General features: G+C 39.1%; 18 protein-coding genes. 4 read left to right on the top strand and 14 right to left on the bottom strand.

All coding sequences use genetic code 11. From position 1 onward, the window contains the following. Nucleotides 1–13: 13 nt before the first annotated feature. From leuB to MKY49_RS13630, 8 genes are all read right to left on the bottom strand, one after another. Nucleotides 14–1,114, bottom strand: coding sequence for a 3-isopropylmalate dehydrogenase (gene leuB, locus MKY49_RS13595; protein WP_274793507.1), 1,101 nt, complete (start codon nt 1,112–1,114; stop codon nt 14–16). A 183-nt stretch (nt 1,115–1,297) separates the two neighbouring features. Beyond that, nucleotides 1,298–2,833, bottom strand: a complete 1,536-nt coding sequence (locus MKY49_RS13600) for a 2-isopropylmalate synthase (RefSeq protein ID WP_341386489.1) — start codon at nt 2,831–2,833, stop codon at nt 1,298–1,300. Beyond that, the gene (gene ilvC, locus MKY49_RS13605) at nt 2,820–3,854 is read right to left on the bottom strand and encodes a ketol-acid reductoisomerase (RefSeq protein ID WP_274793509.1); all 1,035 of its coding nucleotides are present in this window, start codon (nt 3,852–3,854) and stop codon (nt 2,820–2,822) included. The genes MKY49_RS13600 and ilvC overlap by 14 nt, the downstream gene beginning before the upstream one ends. A 68-nt stretch (nt 3,855–3,922) precedes the next feature. Beyond that, entirely contained in the window at nt 3,923–4,438 is a 516-nt protein-coding gene (gene ilvN, locus MKY49_RS13610) for an acetolactate synthase small subunit (RefSeq protein WP_274793510.1), read from the bottom strand. Then, nucleotides 4,435–6,201: a biosynthetic-type acetolactate synthase large subunit gene (ilvB, locus tag MKY49_RS13615; protein WP_341386490.1), complete on the bottom strand. Its 1,767-nt coding sequence runs from the start codon at nt 6,199–6,201 to the stop codon at nt 4,435–4,437. The genes ilvN and ilvB overlap by 4 nt, the downstream gene beginning before the upstream one ends. Before the next feature lie 482 nt (nt 6,202–6,683). Continuing rightward, nucleotides 6,684–8,354 (bottom strand): dihydroxy-acid dehydratase, encoded by a 1,671-nt coding sequence (gene ilvD, locus MKY49_RS13620; protein ID WP_274793512.1) that lies wholly within the window; start codon nt 8,352–8,354, stop codon nt 6,684–6,686. Nucleotides 8,355–8,726: 372 nt separating this feature from the next. Further along, a complete protein-coding gene (locus MKY49_RS13625; protein WP_341386491.1) occupies nt 8,727–10,049 on the bottom strand; it encodes a D-arabinono-1,4-lactone oxidase in 1,323 nt (440 codons plus the stop codon). Beyond that, nucleotides 10,037–11,212: an amino acid deaminase/aldolase gene (locus tag MKY49_RS13630; RefSeq protein ID WP_341386492.1), complete on the bottom strand. Its 1,176-nt coding sequence runs from the start codon at nt 11,210–11,212 to the stop codon at nt 10,037–10,039. The genes MKY49_RS13625 and MKY49_RS13630 overlap by 13 nt, the downstream gene beginning before the upstream one ends. Before the next feature lie 843 nt (nt 11,213–12,055). Here MKY49_RS13630 and MKY49_RS13635 point away from each other — a divergent pair. Continuing rightward, nucleotides 12,056–12,313 (top strand): GlsB/YeaQ/YmgE family stress response membrane protein, encoded by a 258-nt coding sequence (locus MKY49_RS13635; RefSeq protein ID WP_274793515.1) that lies wholly within the window; start codon nt 12,056–12,058, stop codon nt 12,311–12,313. 38 nt (nt 12,314–12,351) lie between these two features. Here the strand turns inward: MKY49_RS13635 and MKY49_RS13640 are convergent, their stop codons facing one another. Continuing rightward, nucleotides 12,352–13,047: a lytic transglycosylase domain-containing protein gene (locus MKY49_RS13640; protein WP_274793516.1), complete on the bottom strand. Its 696-nt coding sequence runs from the start codon at nt 13,045–13,047 to the stop codon at nt 12,352–12,354. A gap of 192 nt (nt 13,048–13,239) precedes the next feature. Between MKY49_RS13640 and mscL the strand changes: the two genes are divergently transcribed. From mscL to MKY49_RS13655, 3 genes are all read left to right on the top strand, one after another. Further along, complete coding sequence (gene mscL, locus MKY49_RS13645) at nt 13,240–13,629, top strand: large conductance mechanosensitive channel protein MscL (RefSeq protein WP_274793517.1); 390 nt, start codon at nt 13,240–13,242, stop codon at nt 13,627–13,629. Between the two features lie 329 nt (nt 13,630–13,958). Further along, nucleotides 13,959–15,074 carry a methionine biosynthesis PLP-dependent protein gene (locus tag MKY49_RS13650; protein ID WP_322605544.1) on the top strand — a complete coding sequence of 372 codons (1,116 nt, stop codon included), beginning with the start codon at nt 13,959–13,961 and terminating at the stop codon, nt 15,072–15,074. Nucleotides 15,075–15,077: 3 nt separating this feature from the next. Then, nucleotides 15,078–16,238 carry an aminotransferase class I/II-fold pyridoxal phosphate-dependent enzyme gene (locus MKY49_RS13655; RefSeq protein WP_322611930.1) on the top strand — a complete coding sequence of 387 codons (1,161 nt, stop codon included), beginning with the start codon at nt 15,078–15,080 and terminating at the stop codon, nt 16,236–16,238. A gap of 54 nt (nt 16,239–16,292) precedes the next feature. Here MKY49_RS13655 and MKY49_RS13660 read toward each other — a convergent pair whose 3' ends face one another. From MKY49_RS13660 to MKY49_RS13680, 5 genes are all read right to left on the bottom strand, one after another. Continuing rightward, nucleotides 16,293–16,721 (bottom strand): NUDIX hydrolase, encoded by a 429-nt coding sequence (locus MKY49_RS13660; RefSeq protein ID WP_341386493.1) that lies wholly within the window; start codon nt 16,719–16,721, stop codon nt 16,293–16,295. A gap of 538 nt (nt 16,722–17,259) precedes the next feature. Next, a complete protein-coding gene (locus MKY49_RS13665) occupies nt 17,260–19,614 on the bottom strand; it encodes a M13-type metalloendopeptidase (RefSeq protein WP_341386494.1) in 2,355 nt (784 codons plus the stop codon). Nucleotides 19,615–19,968: 354 nt separating this feature from the next. Next, nucleotides 19,969–20,307, bottom strand: coding sequence for a cupin domain-containing protein (locus MKY49_RS13670; protein WP_274793522.1), 339 nt, complete (start codon nt 20,305–20,307; stop codon nt 19,969–19,971). A 21-nt stretch (nt 20,308–20,328) separates the two neighbouring features. Beyond that, a complete protein-coding gene (locus MKY49_RS13675) occupies nt 20,329–20,862 on the bottom strand; it encodes a hypothetical protein (protein ID WP_341386495.1) in 534 nt (177 codons plus the stop codon). Nucleotides 20,863–20,970: 108 nt separating this feature from the next. Beyond that, nucleotides 20,971–21,123, bottom strand: a complete 153-nt coding sequence (locus tag MKY49_RS13680; RefSeq protein WP_274793524.1) for a YpzG family protein — start codon at nt 21,121–21,123, stop codon at nt 20,971–20,973. Nucleotides 21,124–21,405 lie beyond the last annotated feature (282 nt).

The following is a 21,405-nucleotide window of genomic DNA, read 5'->3' on the forward strand; positions in this document are numbered from 1 at the left end:
TTCACCTATTTCTTTAAATATATGTTGTCATAATACTTTGTGAAACAAAACTAGTATCAATTTCGTTAATCACTTTATCTGTCCATTCATTTGTTGATAAAATGCGGCTGCCGTCACGAGCAAGATCTGCTGTAAAGTAACCATCATCAAATACTGCACTAACAGCACGCTCAATTTCTGCCGCCTCTTCTTTCAGGCCAAAGGAATATTGTAGCATCATCGCAACAGATAGAATTGTTGCCGCAGGGTTTGCTACTCCTTGCCCTGCAATTTCCGGAGCTGATCCATGTACAGGTTCATATAAGCCAAAATTATCACCACGAATAGATGCCGATGGAAGGACGCCCAAAGAACCAGTAATAACTGATGCTTCATCACTTAAAATATCACCAAACATATTTTCAGTGACTACTACATCATAGTGACCAGGATTTGTAATTAGTTTCATCGCAACAGAGTCGACTAGATTATGTTCTACGATGACATCTGGATAGTCTTTTTTCTTTGCTTCTACGACTTCACGCCATAAGCGACTTGTTTCAAGAACATTCGCCTTATCAACAGAGCATAATTTGCCTCCACGTAAACGTGCTAGCTCAAAGGCATTTTCAACGATACGCTCCACCTCTGCTTTTGAATAAACAGTTGTATCAATTGCGCCATTTTCAGTACGCATACGTGGTTCCCCGAAGTATACGCCGCCTGTTAGTTCACGAACAATCATTAAATCAACGTTTTCAGCTACTTCACGTTTTAATGGTGAAGCATCTAGTAAACTCGGGAACGCCTTTACTGGACGTAGATTTGCAAATAAATCGAAGTGTTTGCGAATACGCAATAACCCTTTTTCTGGGCGTAATTCAGGTGGGTTTTGATCCCATTTTGGTCCACCAACAGCTCCTAATAGAATCGCATCGCTATTTTCACACATCTCGATTGTTTCTTCTGGTAATGGATTGTTGTGCTGATCAATGGCAGCACCCCCAATTGTTGCATATCCTAAATGAAATGTATGATTAAATCGTTTACCAATCACTTGTAGTACACGTACAGCAGAAGCAACAACCTCTGGCCCAATCCCGTCACCAGGAAGGACTGTAATTTTTTTCTCCATCGTCAAAACACCTTTCTTTTTTTAGCGCATTCGCTAATTTAGTAAGAACGCTCACCTACCAACTATTTAGATGAGCGTATTCATTACGACTAAGCGTAATTTTTCTTGAAAGATACAATACGCCATGACATCATTGCATCCGACTCGTGAATGGTACATCACACAATTCACTACCTTTACAACCTATACAGGCTGTGCGCGAAGACTTGCTTGTATTAAATGACGGTTAATGGCATTTAAATAAGCTTTAGCCGAAGCTTCTAAAACATCTTGTGAAGAATTGCGGCCTGTTGTCGATACATTATCATAACGAATATTAATAACCGCTTCACCAAGTGCATCCCGGCCCTTCCCTACAGATGACACACGGTAATCAAGCACCTGAACAGCTCCAGGTACAAGCTGCTCCAGCGTATTAAAAATGGCCTCCACAGAACCAGAGCCAGTCGCAACAACCGTTTTCTCTAGCCCCTCTGGTGTTAGGACAATGGCTGTAGCAGTAGGAATATTTTCTGTTCCATATTGCACTTGTACCATCTTTAAATCAAAGAGTGGTACATCCTCTATTTGAACCTGTTGTTCTGTGAGAAGAGTTAGTAAATCCTCTTCTGTAATCTCTTTTTTCCGATCAGCTAGTTTTTTAAATTCCACAAACGCTTTGTTCAGCTTTTGATCGGAAAGGTTGAAGCCCATTGTTTCAGCACGATCACGGAAGGCAGCACGCCCAGAATGTTTCCCAAGTACTAATGGTATTTCACCCTCACCGATGAGGGCAGGTGAGATAATTTCGTAGGTTTCCGGATTTTTCAAGACGCCATCTTGATGGATACCTGATTCATGCGCAAATGCATTCTTTCCAACAATTGCTTTATTAGGCTGAATCACAACGTTTGTCAATTTACTGACTAATTGAGACGTGCGTTTAATCTCTTGCAGCTGTATGCCTGTTTCCACTTGGTAAAAATCTTTGCGAATATGCAGTGCCACCGCAATTTCTTCTAGTGCTACATTCCCTGCACGTTCGCCAATACCATTGATGGTTCCCTCTACTTGCGCGGCACCATTTTCGATGGCAGCAATCGTATTGGCTGTGGCCATCCCAAGGTCATCATGACAATGGGCAGAGAATTTTACTTTGTCAGCACCTTTTACATTTTCCAGTAGGAATTTAAATAATGCGCCATATTCCTGAGGGGAAGCATAGCCTACAGTGTCAGGAACATTAATCGTTGAAGCACCAGCAGCAACCACTTCATTCATAATTCGTACTAAAAATTCACGATCCGAACGGAATGCATCCTCGGCAGACCATTGCACAAGAGGAAAGAATTTTTTTGCATATTTAACTGCCGCAACCGCTTGCTCGATCACTTGATCTGGGGATTTTTTTAACTTATATTCCATATGAATGGGTGAGGTTGCTAGAAAAACATGAATATGTGGTTGCTCTGCTACTTTAATTGCTTCCCAAGTCGTATCGATATCCTTTTGGATACAGCGAGCTAGACCTGTGATAATAGAATTTTTTACGGTTCCTGCAATGCGATGGACGGCATCAAAGTCACCGGGTGACGAAGCAGGAAACCCTGCTTCAATAATTGTCACTCCAAGGCGCTCTAACTGTTTGGCAATTTCAATCTTCTCGGCCGTATTTAAGTTGATCCCAGCAGATTGTTCACCATCGCGAAGCGTCGTATCGAAAATATCAATTTTTCGCACTTGTAGCCACTTCTCTCACAACTTTTTCTTTACCTTCATTAATGAATGGCATCATAGCACGTAATTTTGCACCCACTTCTTCAATTTGATGGTTTGCACCAGCCTCTTTGAATTTTGTATATTCTGGGCGACCATTTTCATTTTCTTGAATCCAACGACGAGCAAATGTACCATCTTGAATATCTGTTAACACATCTTTCATTCGTGCTTTTACTGACTCATCGATAATGCGTGGTCCCGCCACATAATCTCCCCACTCAGCTGTATCTGACACCGAGTAACGCATTGTTGCCATACCGCCTTCAAACATAAGGTCAACAATTAATTTAAGCTCGTGAAGTGTTTCAAAGTAAGCTAATTCCGGTTGGTAGCCAGCTTCTACTAGCGTTTCAAATCCTGCTCTTACAAGTTGTGTTGCACCACCACAAAGAACTGCTTGTTCACCGAATAAATCTGTCTCTGTCTCTTCTTTGAATGATGTTTCAAGAAGTCCACCACGTGCGGCACCAATTCCTTTACCATAAGCAAGTGCTAAATCTTTTGCTTGACCTGTCGCGTCTTGATGGATAGCGAATAAACCTGGTACGCCAGCTCCTTCTTGGAATTGACGACGCACTAAATGTCCTGGGCCTTTTGGTGCTACTAAAAATACGTCAACATCTGCTGGTGGTGTAATTTGACCAAAGTGAATGTTGAAGCCGTGCGCAAACATTAAAGCTTTGCCAGCTTGTAGATGTGGTGCAATTTCTGCTTCATAAACTGCTTTTTGACGCTCATCTGGTAATAAAATTTGGATAACATCTGCTTCTTGTGCAGCCTCCGCCACCGTTTTTACATCAATACCATCTGCTTTTGCAGCATCGAAAGATCCACCTGGGCGAACCCCTACTACTACATCAAAGCCTGATTCCTTAAGGTTTAATGCATGTGCGTGTCCTTGTGAGCCATAACCGATGATTGCGATTTTCTTTCCTTTTAGTACGTCCTCGTTGATATTTTGTTCATAATACATAGTAGCCATAGTTCATTTCCTCCTAGAATTTGGTTTGTTTTTTTAGCTCCATAAAGCTTGTTAAATTTATATGCAAACTATTTTAAAATAGAGAGCTGTGGATTTGAGATTTTTTGTGTTTCACGAACAGAAGCAGTGGCCCCTGTACGAGTAAGCTCTTTAATGCCATATGGTCGAATGAGTTCGATAAAGGCATCAATTTTGTCTGGGTGCCCTACCACTTGATACGTCACAACGTTTTTAGCCGTATCAATAATTTGAGCACGGAATGGTTCGACAATCGAATTCATTTCCAAACGTAAATTTGGCGGTGAAATAACCTTTACCAGCGCTAGCTCTCGCAAAACAATTGATTTATCCGTTATGTCATTGACCTTTAACACATCAATTTGCTTCGATAATTGTTTCACTAGCTGCTCGATCTTGCGTTCATCCTCGACGTGGACTACAAAAGTCATCTTTGAAAAGTTTGCTTGTTCCGTATGACCTACTGTAATCGATTCAATATTGAATTGACGCTTCATCAATAGACCTGTCAATCGGTTTAACACACCACTTTGGTTAATCACAGTTACGGTAATTACTCGTTTCAATTCTTTTTCACCCCAATCATTTCATGTAAGCCTTTGCCTGGTGCTACCATTGGGTAAACACATTCAAGCTGTTTCACTCGACAATCAATTAATACTGGCTCATCAGAAAGTAGTGCCTCACGGAAAATATCCTCCGCTTCATCAATTGTGTTAATTCGATAGCCTTTTATATTATAGGCATCTGCTAACTTAACAAAGTCTGGTTGGATTGGCATAAGCGATGATGAATAACGCTCTTCATAGAATGTCTGTTGCCATTGACGGACCATGCCAAGGCAGCTATTATTCAAAATCACAATTTTTACTGGTAAGTTAAACTCCTGTAGAATGGATAACTCCTGTGCAGTCATTTGGAAGCCTGCATCTCCTACAATCGAAATAACTTTTTTGTCTGGCTTCGCAAATTGAGCGCCAATTGCGGCTGGGAAGCCGAAGCCCATCGTACCAAGTCCACCAGACGTTACCCATGCATGATCATTATTTAAATGGTAGTATTGCGCTGCCCACATTTGATGCTGCCCAACATCAGTCGTTACAATGGCATCACCCTCAGTAATTTTATGCACTAATTGCAATGCCTCTTGTGGTAAAACTTCCTGATCACCATCATTCTTGCAATACCATAATGGATAGTCATTGGCATGATTGTTTAAATAGGCTAACCAATCTGCTGTATCAGGACCTTCGAAGTCCTTTTTCAATAATGCTTTCAAAGCTTCTTTTGCATCTGCAACGATCGGAATATCTGTCGGAACGTTTTTGCCAATTTCAGCAGGATCTATGTCGATATGGATGATTGTTGCATTTGGTGCAAATGTGGCTAAATTACCTGTTAAACGATCATCAAAACGTGCACCAATATTAAGTAATAAATCAGATTTTGTGATGGCTGTATTTGCTGTTACTGTACCGTGCATACCTGCCATCCCAAGGAATAAATCATGTTCACCATGAATGGACCCAAGTCCTAGCAATGTGTTCGTTACTGGAATACGGTATTTTTCTGCGAAGGCTGTTAATTCCTCACGTGCATCAGCAAAGAGAACACCTGCACCAGCTAAAATGATTGGATTCTTTGCCAAGGAAATCGCTTGAATCGCTTTTTGGATCTGTAAGTAATTTGGTTTATATGTTGGCTGATAGCCTGGTAAATAAATATCATCAGGTGCTTGTGGCGGATTCTCTACATCAAACAACATTTGTGAAACGTTTTTTGGGAAGTCCACGACAACTGGTCCCTTACGACCTGTGCTAGCAATATGGAACGCCTCTTTAACAATACGTGGAATATCATTTACGTCCTGCACTTGGTAATTGTGCTTTGTAATTGGTGTCGTAATCCCCATGATATCTGCTTCTTGGAAAGCGTCTGTTCCAATTACAGAAGTAGCTACCTGACCTGTAAAGACAACTAATGGAATGGAATCAATCATGGCGTCCGCAATACCTGTTACGAGATTTGTTGCGCCTGGCCCACTTGTCGCAATAACAACACCCGTTTTACCAGAAACACGAGCATAACCCTCGGCTGCATGAATAGCACCCTGTTCATGTCTAGTTAAAATATGGCGGATTGGATTTTTATACATTGCATCATAGATTTGCAATACGGCTCCTCCAGGATAGCCAAAGATGATTTCAACACCTTGATCGTGCAATGCCTGCACTAATACATCTGCACCGTCCTTTGCTTGATAGGTTTGCTCAGCAGTAACAGTTGTTACTAATTGTTCTTGTTCATTCATTGAAACATTTGCACTCATCAAATTATGCCTCCTTTATATCTTTCAAACTCACACATCAGTGTTGTAGATTAATGAAGTGTCACAAGCTGGATTATCTGCACTCTCTTCCATTTGGTTGAGAGTTTGCATTTCATTCGTGAAAATAATAAAAAGCCTTTTTCTCCACACGCAAAGAACTACCTTACGTAGGGATGAAAAAGACTTTCCATGGTACCACCCTTTTTTATAGCAAATAATTGCTACCTCGCGAATAAATGATTGCATTTATGCACCAATGCGAAAGAATTCGCATCCAATAGAGTGTCATAAAACATTTATTCATTAATAACGAGCACTTTCGACTATGCCCGGAGCTATCTAATGGTGTAAACACGTTTAATAGCCCACTCCGAGGGGATGTCGGATCTAGTTGTATCGCCGGCTTCCAGCACGACCGGCTCTCTGGTAGATACAAGGCTCTAGAACCTTTAACCTCATCAACGTTTTCATATATTTAGTTGTTAAATTTTCATTACGCCGCCAGTTGAGGCGTTCGTCACTAATTTTGAATATCTTGCTAGCCAACCTCGTTTAATTTTTGGCTCAAAGACTGGTAATTTTGCACGACGTTCAGCTAAAACTTCATCTGAAACTTGTAAATTAATCGTACGATTTGGTAGATCAATTTCAATAATATCTCCATTTTCAACTAAAGCGATTGGACCACCTTCAGCTGCTTCTGGTGAAATATGTCCAATTGAAATACCTCGAGATGCTCCTGAGAAACGACCATCTGTGATTAAAGCAACCTTTGTACCAAGACCACGACCTTGAATCGCAGAGGTAGGTGCAAGCATTTCTGGCATCCCCGGGCCACCTTTAGGTCCCTCGTAGCGAATGACGACTACATGGCCCTCTTTAACTGTTCCATTATCAATATTCTCTTGGGCTGCTTCTTGTGAATCAAAAACGATTGCTTCGCCTTTGAATACTTGGATGGAAGGATCAACCGCCCCTACTTTAATAACAGAACCATCCGGTGCGATGTTACCGAATAATACGGATAACCCACCTACAGCACTATATGGATTGTCTTTTGTTCGAATGACTTGATCATTCGTGATGTGATAATCTTTAACAAGTTCTCCCATTGTCACTCCTGCAACTGTAGGACGATCTGGGTGAATAGCACCTGGAATCGTTGTTAATTCGTTAATAATAGCGCTAACTCCACCGGCTTTATTGATGTCATCCATTGAAATATCCGAAGCAGGCATAATTTTTGCTAAATACGGTACTCGTTCCGCTACTTTATTAATATCTTCAATGTTATAGTCTATTTCTGCTTCATTCGCAATGGCTAATGTATGAAGAACAGTGTTTGTTGAGCCACCCATTGCCATATCAAGAGCAAATGCATCATCAATAGCTTCTTTTGTAATAATATCGCGTGGCTTAATATCTTCTTTTACCATACGAATTAATTGTTTAGCTGCTTCTTTAATCAGCTGGTGACGCTCTTCAGAAGTAGCTACGATTGTACCATTCCCTGGTAATGCGACACCTAGCATTTCCATTAAGCAGTTCATGGAGTTTGCTGTAAACATACCTGAGCATGAACCACATGTTGGACATGCATTATTTTCAATATCTAACAGCTCTTCAGCTGACATTTTCCCTGATTTATGAGCCCCTACTCCTTCAAAAACTGATGTGAGGGAAAGCTGCTTACCTGTAGCAGAGGTACCGGCCTCCATTGGACCACCCGAAACAAAGATAGATGGTACATTCGTACGAACTGCTGCCATAAGCATACCAGGTGTAATTTTGTCACAGTTTGGAATATAAAAAACACCATCAAACCAGTGTGCATTAATAACCGTCTCAGCTGAGTCTGCTATAATTTCACGACTAGGTAATGAATAACGCATCCCAATATGCCCCATTGCAATACCATCATCGACACCAATTGTATTAAATTCGAATGGAATACCACCCGCTTCAATAATAGCTTCTTTCACTACATCAGCGAACGTACGTAAATGAACGTGACCTGGTATTATGTCGATATAAGAGTTACAAACCCCAATAAATGGTTTGCCTAAATCTTTTGCTTTTACTTTGCCTGTTGCATATAAAAGACTTCGATGTGGCGCTCGATCTACGCCTACTTTAATCATGTCACTTCTCATTTTAAACGCCCCTCATTGCTTTCCATACTTTGTTCGTCACTATAATCAAAATGTTCTGTCTCTTTTGTTTTTATTTATAGATTAACAGCTTTCTAGTCGATCACTGCTGTAACGAACGTGTTAAATTGTTGTTATCATAGTACGAAAAAAAGGTCTCGTCAACACTATTTTTTGAATTGTTTAAACAATTCAAAAAATCTGTCAAAATTGAAATCGTTTACATGCTGATTAAGCATAAGTTTTATCTCGCTTTGATAAAAATTTTGACATTTCGTTCAAATTTAAATTTTTCTGATAAAAACAAAAATGAATAAATAATAGACCTACCAAATACTAGGACAAGGTGGAATCATATAAAAATAGAGAGAGCGCTTACAATAGAAACAGTTTTTTTAAGTATCCTGTAAAAAATACTTGATCTGGATCATACTGCTGCCGAACCGTTAAAAACTTTTCGATCTCCGGATATAACTCATACACTTTTTGTGCTGTTAAATGATGTTGTTTTCCCCAATGAGGCCGACCTTCATATTTTTGCATCAATGTATGCACCCATTTAAAATAAGGCTCCTCCGACATCCCTTTATACATATGAAAAGCTATAAAGGCTGACTCACGCCCCTGCGTAGGACTTAAAAAACCTGCTTCACCCGCAGTTGTTCGACACTCTAATGGAAAATGTACATCAAAAAGGCCTTTTTTAAAGGTTGCATGAATTTCTTCTAAACAGGCTTCAAAGTGAGATAACGGGATGGCATATTCACTCTCTTGAAACTTTACACTACGAGGTGAAGGATAAATTTCATAGCTTATTCCTACTTTTTCACTTTCCACGACATTAGCAGCAGCTATTTTACTCATCGTACCACTTAACGAAGGTTTCCATTTACATAGCTCTGACATAGCAAAGAAAGCACCATTTTCTACTATTTGAAGTTTTAGAGTTTCAATTCTCTTATTCCATTCACTTTGATAGATAGGCGCTACAGCATTCATTCGCTTTACTTGAATCGTCTCACTTCCAGGGAAATAAAACCACTCTACATGTCGATGTAGACGAATATCCTCAGCAAATGTAGTAAGTCCATTGCTCAATGTCTCTCTTGCCCCCACATAATGTAAGCCATATAGTGGCATTACCTTGACCGTAACTTTGACAAGAATACCAAGCATACCTAATGATACATGAAGGGCTTCGGATACATCGTCCATCCCTCTCCTGTGCTCATGATAAGTACCCTTTCCATCTACAAAGCCCCATGCCATAACTGCAGATGACAATGAACCTAGTGTAACACCTGTACCATGTGTGCCGGTCGATACTGCCCCTGCAATCGTTTGCTCCTGAATATCCCCCATATTGATTAAAGCAAAGCCATGTTTTGCCAGCATTGGACCCATTTCATAGAGATAGGTTCCAGCCCACAAAGTTGCCTCCTGCCTTTCCTCATTTACAGCAATTAATCCACGCATATTATGTAGGGAAATAGCTATATGCTCCGGCATTGCCACAGCGCTAAATGAATGAGCTGCACCTGTGACACGAATCGATTTTCCTGTTTCGCGTGCTTGTTTTACAATAGTTGAAACTTCTTCAATAGAATGTGGTGCATACATTTCGCTTGGATATGAAATAACATTCTCTGCCCAGTTAGTCCATTTTTCTCCATTTCGCCATTTTTCTATAGAAAACATTGGCCATCCCCCCTGTAAGTTGTGTAACGCCCGATATACTTGTCCCCTCGAATACCATGTAGCACTTGGAAACGCTCACAAAGCTCTCCTGCTTTGGCATGTCGAAAATAAATTGTATCGCCAATATTGACCGTTTTTCCTTTGACCTTAATAGGTGTTTGCACCTCACCGGCTCCCTCTAAGGTAAGATATGCGAATGTGGTAGGTTCATAGAATACTGGCAAGCGGTCCATGTTTACTGCACCTGAAGCCGTATAGCCCCCTCCGTGACAAACAACGATATTTTTTTCAGGCTTTCTCGTCACCCTTAAAGCAAATCCAGCTGCTTTTTCTAGCTGTAAATGAGTAAATTGATCGAATAGTCCAGGAGCGTAAAATGCAGATCCTACAGTAATTTCAGTCACTTCTTTTTGCTTGGCGGTGTAAGACATACTCCCAGAGCCACCACCATTAACAAAGCGTAGGTTTGGAAAATACGCTTTAATATGGGCAATAGCTAGTCGACGGAATTGTGTAACTTGTTTTTTGGCCTGCACTTGCATGGCGTCTATGACCCTACCTTTTAAAGCATTTGCAGGACGATTACCAACCCCTGCAATTTGGGCCTCATAGCCCATCGCTCCAACAACTTCCAAGAAAGGATTTTTTTGAATATATTGTAAGAAAGGAGTTAACGTCTCAAGCGAATATAATGAGGAACGCTTTGTTCCAAAATACAATACTTTAAAATCATTCGACACATTGATATCGATACAGATTTGTACACGTACATCTATTTCTTCCCCTAACCTCGCCAATAATTGGACATGTTCCTGTCGATCAACCATAAAAGTAACCGTTTTTCCTTCTTTGACGAATTGCAACAAGCGGCGAATAGACGCTTCCTCCATTACCGGATAGCCTAGTAATACATCATCAAATTGCTGCTGAAGTAAGAAAATCGTCTCGGCAGCCGTGAACGTCATAAATCCTACAACCTGTGCGAGGTTTTTTTGAACATACCGGAGCACGTCGACAGAACGAATCGATTTTGTCGCAATGCGAATTTGTTTCTCGCCACAGGCATCTTGTACAATTTGGATATTTTTATCCAGCGCATCTAAGTCCAACCATGCAAAAGGTCTCTCCACATCAATGAATGCTTGATCTAATCTTAGCGTCATCATACCCCTCCCCTATATGTCTATGTATTTGACATTTGGCAGAAAAATCCCTCTTTTCAGTTATTTGGTCAAAATAAAAACAACCGTGAGCTGCAAATAATTTACACGACACGGTTGTTTTAGAATGAGACAAACATTTTATTCACCTTTCTATTTAATTGTTACGATGTGTATAAGAAATCGGCTGCAAGATTTAGTAAAACTAACAAATGCAAACCAGCGATAAGAAAACCTTGACGATTCAAACGTTTCATGACAGCCATATTCATAAATAACACGCTCCTTTTCCTACATTATAATCGTTTTAAACAAAATTTTCAAACTATTCAAAAAGTGATGATTTTCCCATTTTTCCTTTCACTAAAATGAAAAATGATTAGGTAACTATGAATAATAGCCTATAACAAATACGGAAAATGAACATGCATATAGGTGATAGGAAATTGAAATTCTGCATCAACAAAAATGTAGGTTGTCGCGAATGAACAGTCTGTTCTTGCAAATAATTTAGTTAGATGGTTGATTTTATACTACTTACAATGGGGAGTTGGCGTAGCTTGTAGATACTGGTACAAATTTCATTTGTGAACATACTATAGAAGTAAGCGATTCATTCGATGTATGGACCATATAGAAGTATTGTATTTAATGTGGACATTTTCACAATAAATTATGCAGAAGGATTGGCTGTCATCCCTCCAGCCAACGCAAATTAGGCATCATACCCCAGCCTAATTTAAAGCATGTAATAATTACTAAACAAGATCAATGCGTTTAATCTACTCCATTCAGGGTATAACTAAGTAATCGCCATTATATCTTAATTTTAAGGAGATGAAAATAATGATTAGTTTCATTTGGTATTTAATCATCGGAGGAATTCTTGGATGGTTAGCTGGCGTAATTTTAGGTAAGGATGTACCTGGTGGCATCATTGGGAATATTATTGCAGGTATTGTTGGTTCTTGGATTGGTAGTATGGTTTTAGGGAACTGGGGTTGGAAAGTAAGTGATTTCTACGTATTCCCAGCACTAATTGGTGCTATCGTGCTGATCTTTATCGTCAGCCTTATTCTAAAAGGTATGCGTAAAGCAACTTAAATATGTAATGAAGAGCCATCCAATGTGATGGCTCTTTATTATTCATTATTTATAAGAACAGCCGCTTTGAGATCATCATGATAATCATCATATAATTTGTAGTAATACAACACATCTTCTACATATTCTTTGCTATGGTTGTATTCAAAAACAGCGTTCTTAATATTCCCTTTTGCAGCACCGTATTTAGATAAGTAATTAGCTGCGCTAAATACCGCATCCTCTATATCATATGGGTCAGCTATGCCATCTCCATTTGCATCTACGCCAAAGCCTCCATATTTTGCAATGGTTTCTGGGTTCATTAATTCTGCCTTCGTGATATTACCTTTACCTAGCCCTGAACAAGTGGGATGCTTCCAACCAACGAATGTGCAAGGCATGAATTGCAAATGGCCTTCTGCTCCTGCTGACGAAACCATCGTTTTTATAGTAGAAAAACGTGTTTCAATTCGATGGTGTGCTGCAAGTAATGTCCATGGTACACCATATTTCTCCTCAGCCGCTACATATATAGGTATGTATTTCTCTGGAATATTCATATCGAAATGTTGTTGAATTTCTTCAATCGCCTTTTGTTGCGCGAGTTTTTCGAAAATCGGTAGTGTTTGAAGTTCCTTCCACGCAAAAAATGTCAGGACATAAACAGTTATCGCTATAGGAATTAATAATGCTATCATGCCCAATTTTGTGGCTGATGATAACATCGGTTTGTTATTCTTTTTCTTTGCCATAAGTCACACCTAATCTAGTATTCTTCATCCATTTTACCAAATTTTACGATATAGGTAGTAAATCTTTTGAAATTATGTACTTTATTAAACAAGATTACTATTTTCACTACGAAAGCGGTTGAAAGGTTTGGGAAAAATATAGTAAAATACAGATTGATTAATTTTATGGATAATAATAGGGAGGAATTTATTTTGTGGAAAGACTTTAAAGAATTTGCGATGAAAGGCAATATTGTCGATCTAGCAGTTGCAGTTGTTATTGGTGGTGCTTTCGGTAAAATTGTTACCTCCTTAGTTGAAAATATCATTATGCCATTAGTTGGTGTTTTAACAGGTGGTATTGATTTAACAAAGAGCTTTGTCTTTGGCTCAGGTGAAGCCCAAGTCAATTTAGGTGTATTTCTACAATCAATCATTGATTTTTTAATCATTGCATTTGCTATTTTTATGGCCTTACGAATCATGACGAAACTCACTCGTAAAAAAGAGGAAGCTGTTGTTGAAGAACCAGCTCCTGAACTGGATGCTAAAGAAGAGCTCCTCAAAGAAATTCGCGACTTGCTAAAAAAAGAACAAGCCTAACATAAGGGTCAAAAGCATCTGTCACATTGAGGCAGATGCTTTTATTTTGAGCTTCTATGTTGAAATTTACTTCTTTTGGTGGTCACTGCTTCCTTTCATAGTATTACCACTTCATAGTATTACCACTCTCCCTTCGTTTTATTTGACGTCATCACATTCTATACCCTACTATTCCTACTTGATTAACAATAAATAATCTAGCTAATTTTCTGAAATCACCCTTGTTCTTCTTGGGTATCCATGTTAAATTGGTAACAATTATTGAGAATACTATTAAATTGAAAGCGAAATTTGTCGCTTTTAATAATATTGGAGAAAAGAGTGACGTCATGACATTAAACAGAAGTATTGAAACAAAACTTGTACAACTAGGAAATTTAAGTGATCCGGCAACAGGTGCTGTGAGTCCACCAATTCATTTATCAACTGCTTATAAACATGGAGGAATTGGAGAATCTACTGGCTTTGACTATACTCGTACAAAGAATCCAACACGTGCTCTTTTAGAAGCAGGGATTGCAGATTTAGAAGGTGGCGACATGGGCTTTGCCTGTAGCTCTGGGATGGCTGCCATTCAACTAGTCCTATCCATATTTAAACCAGGCGATGAATTAGTGGTGCCAGATGATTTATATGGCGGTACATATAGACTTTTTAACTTCTTCCAAGAAACTTATAATATCAAAGCTGTCTATTCAAAATTTGAATCAGTTGAGCAAGTGGAAGCATTAATTACTGAAAATACACGTGCATTATTTATTGAAACACCGACAAATCCCCTTATGCAGGAATTTGATTTACAAGTGTATGCAGAATTAGCACATAAGCACGGAGCTTTATTAATTGTCGATAATACCTTCTATACTCCTTACTTCCAACGTCCGATCGAATTAGGGGCAGACATAGTAGTACATTCTGCTACGAAATATATCGGTGGACATAATGATGTCTTAGCTGGTCTAGTAGTAGCGAAAGGCGCAGAATTAGCAGAACGTATTGGTTTTATTCATAATGGCAGTGGCATGGTGTTAGGGGCGATGGATTCATGGCTGCTTATTCGCGGCTTAAAAACAATGCATCTTCGATTAAAACAACATGATGTGAATGCGAAAGCAATTGCTGCTTATTTAGAGGAAGAGGAATTAGTGACAGATGTACTTTATACAGGAAAAGGTGGTATGTTGTCATTCCGTTTGCAAAAGCCTGAATGGATAGATCCATTCCTTCGTAACTTAAAGTTAATTACATTTGCTGAAAGTCTAGGTGGTGTCGAAAGCTTTATTACGTATCCGGCTACACAAACACATGCCGATATGCCTTATGAAGAACGTGTTGAACGCGGCGTTTGTGATCGTTTATTACGCTTCTCTGTTGGTATTGAGGAAGCAGAAGATTTAATTGCAGACTTACGTCAAGTGTTCGATATCCTTAGAAAAGAGGCATAAAAAATGAAGCAACGTATTGAAACTAGTCTCATTCACGCAGGGGTTCGCGATGGCTATGCGAATCAAAAAGGGGCCGTTAACGTTCCTATGTATCTATCATCTACGTTCCACCAAGAAAGTATTGATGAGTTTGGCGAATATGACTATGCACGCTCTGGCAACCCTACGAGAGATGCGTTAGAAAAAGCTATTGCCGAGCTGGAAGGTGGCGTTCGTGCTCATGCGTTCTCTTCTGGAATTGCGGCCGTATCAGCAGCACTCATGTTGTTATCACAAGGTGACCATATCGTCGTGACGGAGGATGTATATGGAGGTACGTATCGTTTTGTAACGAAAGTGTTACCACGTTTTGGCATTTCCCATAGTTTTGTGGATTTTACAGATATAGCTGCAGTTGAGGCAGCGATAACCCCTGCTACAAAACTATTATATATGGAGACACCATCGAACCCAACATTAGGTATTACCGACATTCGTGGTGTAGTGGCACTTGCGAAGCAACATCAATGTCTTACATTTTTAGATAATACTTTTATGACACCATTACACCAGCGGCCATTAGAACTTGGTGTTGATGTAGTCATTCATAGTGCAACAAAGTTTTTATCTGGCCATTCTGATATCATTGCTGGCTTAACAGTCACAGCTGATGAAAAGCTAGGACAAGAGCTATATTTTATCCAAAATTCATTCGGAAATATTTTAGGTGTACAGGATTCTTTCACACTATTACAAAATATTAAAACAACCGATGTACGCTTTAGTCGTTCTGCTGAATCTGCTCAAAAAATTGCAGAATTTTTAGCTAGTAACCCACTGGTGGAACAAGTCTACTATCCTGGACTTGCCTCACACCCAGGATATGCCATTCATCAGCAACAATGTACAAGTGCTGGAGCTGTATTATCTTTCCGTCTACCAAGTTATGCAGCTGCAAAAGCATTAGTCGAAGCGATGACAATTCCTGTTTTTGCAGTCTCACTTGGGGGAGTGGAATCAATTCTTTCCTACCCAGCAAAGATGAGTCATGCTGCTATGGAGCCTGAGGAGCGTGCAAAACGTGGGATTACAGATGGCCTTTTACGTTTTTCTGTAGGGCTTGAGCATGTAGAGGATTTAATTGCTGATTTCACACAAGCTTTGGAGATTGCTGCACGAGCATAATTGAAGAAACATGAAAACCGCGCCTAGTATGACGCGGTTTTTATTATTGAACGCTCAATTTTCCACCTTGGCTAATAAACGATATAAATAATCCCCATGCCCCTTCGCCAACAATGCATCTTGCTCTACCGAAATCCAATAAAAAGAAAATAGTAAGTCTCCTTCGTTCAATCCCGTTGGATGATGCTGCCAAGAATCTGATGATTCATTCGTGGTTAAATGGAAAAAATATCGCTTCTGTAAAATACCTGACGGATGATTAAAGTAATCCTGTGCAATGAGTCCCTGGACGACAAGCGATGTGAGACCTGTCTCCTCCAACATTTCACGCTTCACTGCCTCTAATGGTGTTTCACCTTCCTCAACTGTACCTTTTGGAACTTGAATACCTGCCCCTATGGTATTTTGTTCAAATACGAGTACTTGTATTTGTTCCTCACGTTCTCTCGTAATATAGCCAAATGCTTTTTCAACTACTTGCATGAAAGTAATCCCCCTCTACTGATTGGATATTACAATAAAGATAAAAATTGGATTTTCAGGTGAAAAGTGTTGACACTTATTATACGATAGATACACGAAAATGACATTACTTTTGTACAGAATTTCCTAGTAAAAGTTGGTTTTAAATATATGAAGGTAACGCAGCTCCTGAAACTTAAATAGTTTATTATTATCTTTTTGAGACACTAGCGTTTTAATAAACATATCATATGGTAAAAGCCTGATGCTCGTGAAGAAATGGCGATGATATTGTGCAGACTTCTCAACAAGTTAAAAGTGTTTTGCGCAATATTATCAGTCGCCAGGGTTATACTTAATAAGATAAAGATTTTAGTTGAGATATCTTTTTCTTAAAATAACTGGCCCTCGTAGGATTAGCGATTCAGGAAAAAAGACAGAATTTAATCAACAAGCTTTGTCGATTAAATCTGTCTTTTTGATTTTAACAGCTATAGTTTTTGAATATACAGCCTTACATTAAATGGTCTTCTTAGTCAGCTATCGATATAATTAAATTTTACCAGATAGAAACTCGGTCCTCCGGGGCTACATACATGCCATCTCCCGCCTTAATTCCATAGGTATCATAGAATTGCTGGAAGTTTACAATCGTACGGTTTACTCGAATTTTATTGGCTGAATGTACATCGTTTTTGCTCAGAACCGCTGCAAATTCTTTTGTAGTTGTGGATTTCCACATTTCTGCATTACTTTCGAAATAGGCTTTATAATCAGGATTACTCATTTGAGAGACAACTTGTAGTGAAGCAGCCATCCCACCTAAATCAGCGACATTCTCGCTTAGTGTCAGCTGCCCGTCGTTCAATACTCCTGGAATAATCTCAATAGCATTATAAAACTCAATCAATTTCTGATTTTTATCTTTGAATTTCTCAAAGTCCTCATCTGTCCACCAGTTATTTGCATTTCCATGTTCGTCGTAGGCAGATCCGTTGTTATCAAAAGCATGGCTTATTTCATGACCAATAACCATGCCAATAGCACCATAGTTTTCTTCAGGTTTAGCGTTAATATCATAGAAAGGAGCTTGCAGAATACCAGCAGGGAATGTAATTTCGTTATTAAGAGCATTGTAGAAAGCATTTACAGTGTATACGCTCGTTACCCATTCTGATCTATCCACCGGTTTTCCTAGCTTAGCTTTCGTGTTCTCAATGTATGCTTTGTTTACTGCAAAGGTATTAGAGAACAGTGAACCGCCTTCGTCATAAGTCTTGATCGCTACGTTATCTAATGCCGCATCCCACTTATCTGGGTAACCGATTTTAACGATCATAGTATCCAGCTTTTTAATAGCTTTCGCTTTTGTTGTTTCAGACATCCAATCAAGAGATTTAATTCTCTCTTCATACGTAGTAATTAACTTCTCTACCATCTGCTCAACATCTTTTTTAGCATTTGGTGAAAAATGTTTCTCGGCAAACATTTGCTCCAAATATCCGCTCATTGTACTCGTTGTTAGGGCTACAGCGTTTTCCTGTTCTGTTTTTTCTCCTGTAACTCCATATAACGTTGCAGCAAACTCATTAGCAGCGTCCCCAAATTCATCTGATAGTAAACTGCCTGTTGCCATAAGTAATTGCACTTTCGAGTAAGCTTTAAGCACATGAAGGTTCGTATCATTCAAGACTTCCGCACCTTTTTCCGCCAGCTTTAAATCGAATACGATTACTTTATCAGCACTGTCGACCTTCATAGATGTCAAGACTTGCTTCATATCTACAGTTTTAAACATGTCATCGAATTGTTGAATTGTATATGGATTATAATATTTATTAACATCGCCTTGTTCATGAGGATCGAGCGACACAGAAGCTAAGCTTTTTTCCATTTCGTAAACTTGCTCAGCAAGTGCTTTCGCTGTAGACTCTTCCTCGCCAGATACTACAAGAAGTTTTGTCATATATTCAATATAGGCATTTTTTGCATTTGCATCTTCCGTAACAAAACTGTTCTTATCCAAACCAGTTGCTAATCCGGCGTAATACAATGCATTTTCACTGCTGTTCTTTGCATCGTTCATGATGGCAAAGCAGAAAAGTGAGCTTAGTCCTAATTCTTTTTCTTGAGCAAGATCTGCTTGAACAAGTTCATCAAGAGTTTTAGCTTCGTTAATTGCCTTTACATATTTTTGGATGGGCTCAATCCCCTGCTTATTTCTATTTTTTGTATCTAACGCTGTCGAATAGAAGTCGGAAATTTTTTGTTCCTTAGTGCCTTCTGCAAATTCTTTACCAGAGAGCGCGTTTATTATTTCTTCAATTTTATCGGTATTTTCCTTTTGAAGCTCAGGGAAACCACCACCCATGATTTCTCCTACCGGAATTGTTGATTTATTTAACCATTCTTTATTGATTGCTTCATAAAAATCATCATTTAAATGTGAGCCTTTAAGTGACCATATTCTAGCGATGATGTTTTGGAATTCAGCAATCGTAATCGTGTCATTTGCACCTAAGGTACCGTCAGCGTTACCCGTCAGGACGCCTGCTTTTGTCAGTTTATCGATATCTTTTTTTGCCCATGCAGGTACATCTGTAAACTCAATGTCAAATGTTCCACTGCGAAGGTCATTGCCAACTGGCTCTGGCAATTCACCGAATGCTCTGCTCAACATGACTAATGCTTCCACTTTCTTAGCTGGCTCATTCTCTCTTAAATCTCCGTTTTTAGAGCCTTGTATTACAGTTGCTTTGTTAATTCCTGGTTGATAAGCATCTGCTGCTGTCAACAAGGTTGTAACGATATCTCCTCTTGTCGCTACTGGCGATGTTTCATCGGCATACACCGATACGCTAACGGATAGGACCATTATTATGGTCATGAGTAAAGATAAAAACTTCTTTTTCATCGTCGTGCTCCTCTAGTGTATTTTGTATAAATAAAGATAAATAGGTAGAATTTAGAGTTTCTACCATCCGTCTATTGTAGTTGATTTTCTTTAGTTTGAAAATATGTAAGTGGCATTTTCATTTTAAGCGGGATAATCTAGTCCGTTTTTTAGCGAAGGTAACTCATCAATAAGGTCGCTTTTTTAGTTAGCACAGTTAAGTACTGCTTTAAATAAAAAACGATTATCAATTTTCTACGATTAGAAAATTGGCCTTTATAAATCACAGTGCATTTACTTAATACACCAAGCCTATAATAGACTTGCACCATCTATTGCTCTCTCTTAAGCTTTTTATACGAACAAATTCAATCTTTATGTAAGATGTAGATGCTCTGCCTGGATTACAAGTGCTGTTAATCCTGTCATACTGCCTGATTCGTGCGCTTGTCCTTGTTGCCAAAGTACACCCTCTCCTGTTTTTATAACCATCTTTTCTCCATCTTCACCGCAAACCCAACCTTCACCCTGAACAACAATAAATAGCTGTGGAATGGGGGCTTCATGCATACCTACGACACCGCCTGGTTCAATATAGATCAAGCCAATACTGGTAGGTTCTTCTGTTTTCATGATCTTTCGATAAAAAGCATCCACTGAATTATAATGGATGATTTCATTAGCTACTTCTTGTGTGAATTGTATTCGTTTCATTCATTCCTCGATCCTTTCCTACTAGGCTAATTCTTCTTGCGCAAATGCTAGTAGTGTGCCAACCTCTTTCTTGACATAAAAAGCAAAAGCATCATAACCATTGCATTTGATTGTTTCCCAGTCTGCTGTTTGTCCACTGATGAGGAGCACATTTCCATGGTCATCTGAACGATAGTCATCAGCCTCTTCATCATAGTCAATATTATAGAAAAATGAGACGACTATTTCAGTGGCCGGCATATTATATTTCTTTAACGGACGATTAACACGTTGATCTTCTGTATATTCATCGCAGAATAGCGCATTATAGCCATGTAGGGTCGCATCAAACAGTAAGATCTCCTCCGTTGTTTCAGAATCTTTAGCGACGATTCTAGCATGTTCGCCAGTGATGATAGGCAATGGTTCGTCTTCAATTGTTAATAAATCACCGTAAAACCAAATTTCAAACTGTCGATTGCCTGTACTAGAATGAAGCTGAAACTGGGTTTCAACATCTTCTTGTTGGATGTTTTCTGCAAATGACTGTAAATATGTAGGAATAGAAATATTCAAAGCTTAATCCTCCTTTTTATATAATAATACATGCCACTTTCTATTTTTATCCATAAAAAAAACCCAGAATTTTTTCTGGGCTTGATGACACTTACTTTTCTAGCATGATTAAAACTGACGGGCCTTTGCTTCACTTCGCAACAGGCGGTTATGGAGGGTAATCTCCGTTTCACCATTTACTTGCGATTTGGAATGCTTAATCCTTGACCAGTTGCGGTGGATTTTTTGAGATTTTGGATCTAAATTTTCGAACCTACTCATTTTTCATCCTCCTCATCATTATAGATTTCATAAGTGAATCTTTGTTATTATGAGCTACCTGGATGAATTTATACAAATTTTCATGGATGAAAACGCTACTCACTTTTTTTCATGAAGGAGATGGAGATTACAGTGATGACTACCACTTATAAAAGAGACGATGATGATCATTAAGTGAAAGAACGTTATTTTGCTTCCCTCTTTGCTCTCAGTCCTGGATCTCGACTTTCCCGCTTTACCTCTGGAGTCGCCGTCCTGCGTTCCAATCCCCTTCTACATAAA

It is taken from the genome of Lysinibacillus sp. FSL M8-0134 (assembly GCF_038069745.1).
Taxonomy (GTDB): Bacteria; Bacillota; Bacilli; order Bacillales_A; family Planococcaceae; genus Lysinibacillus; species Lysinibacillus irui.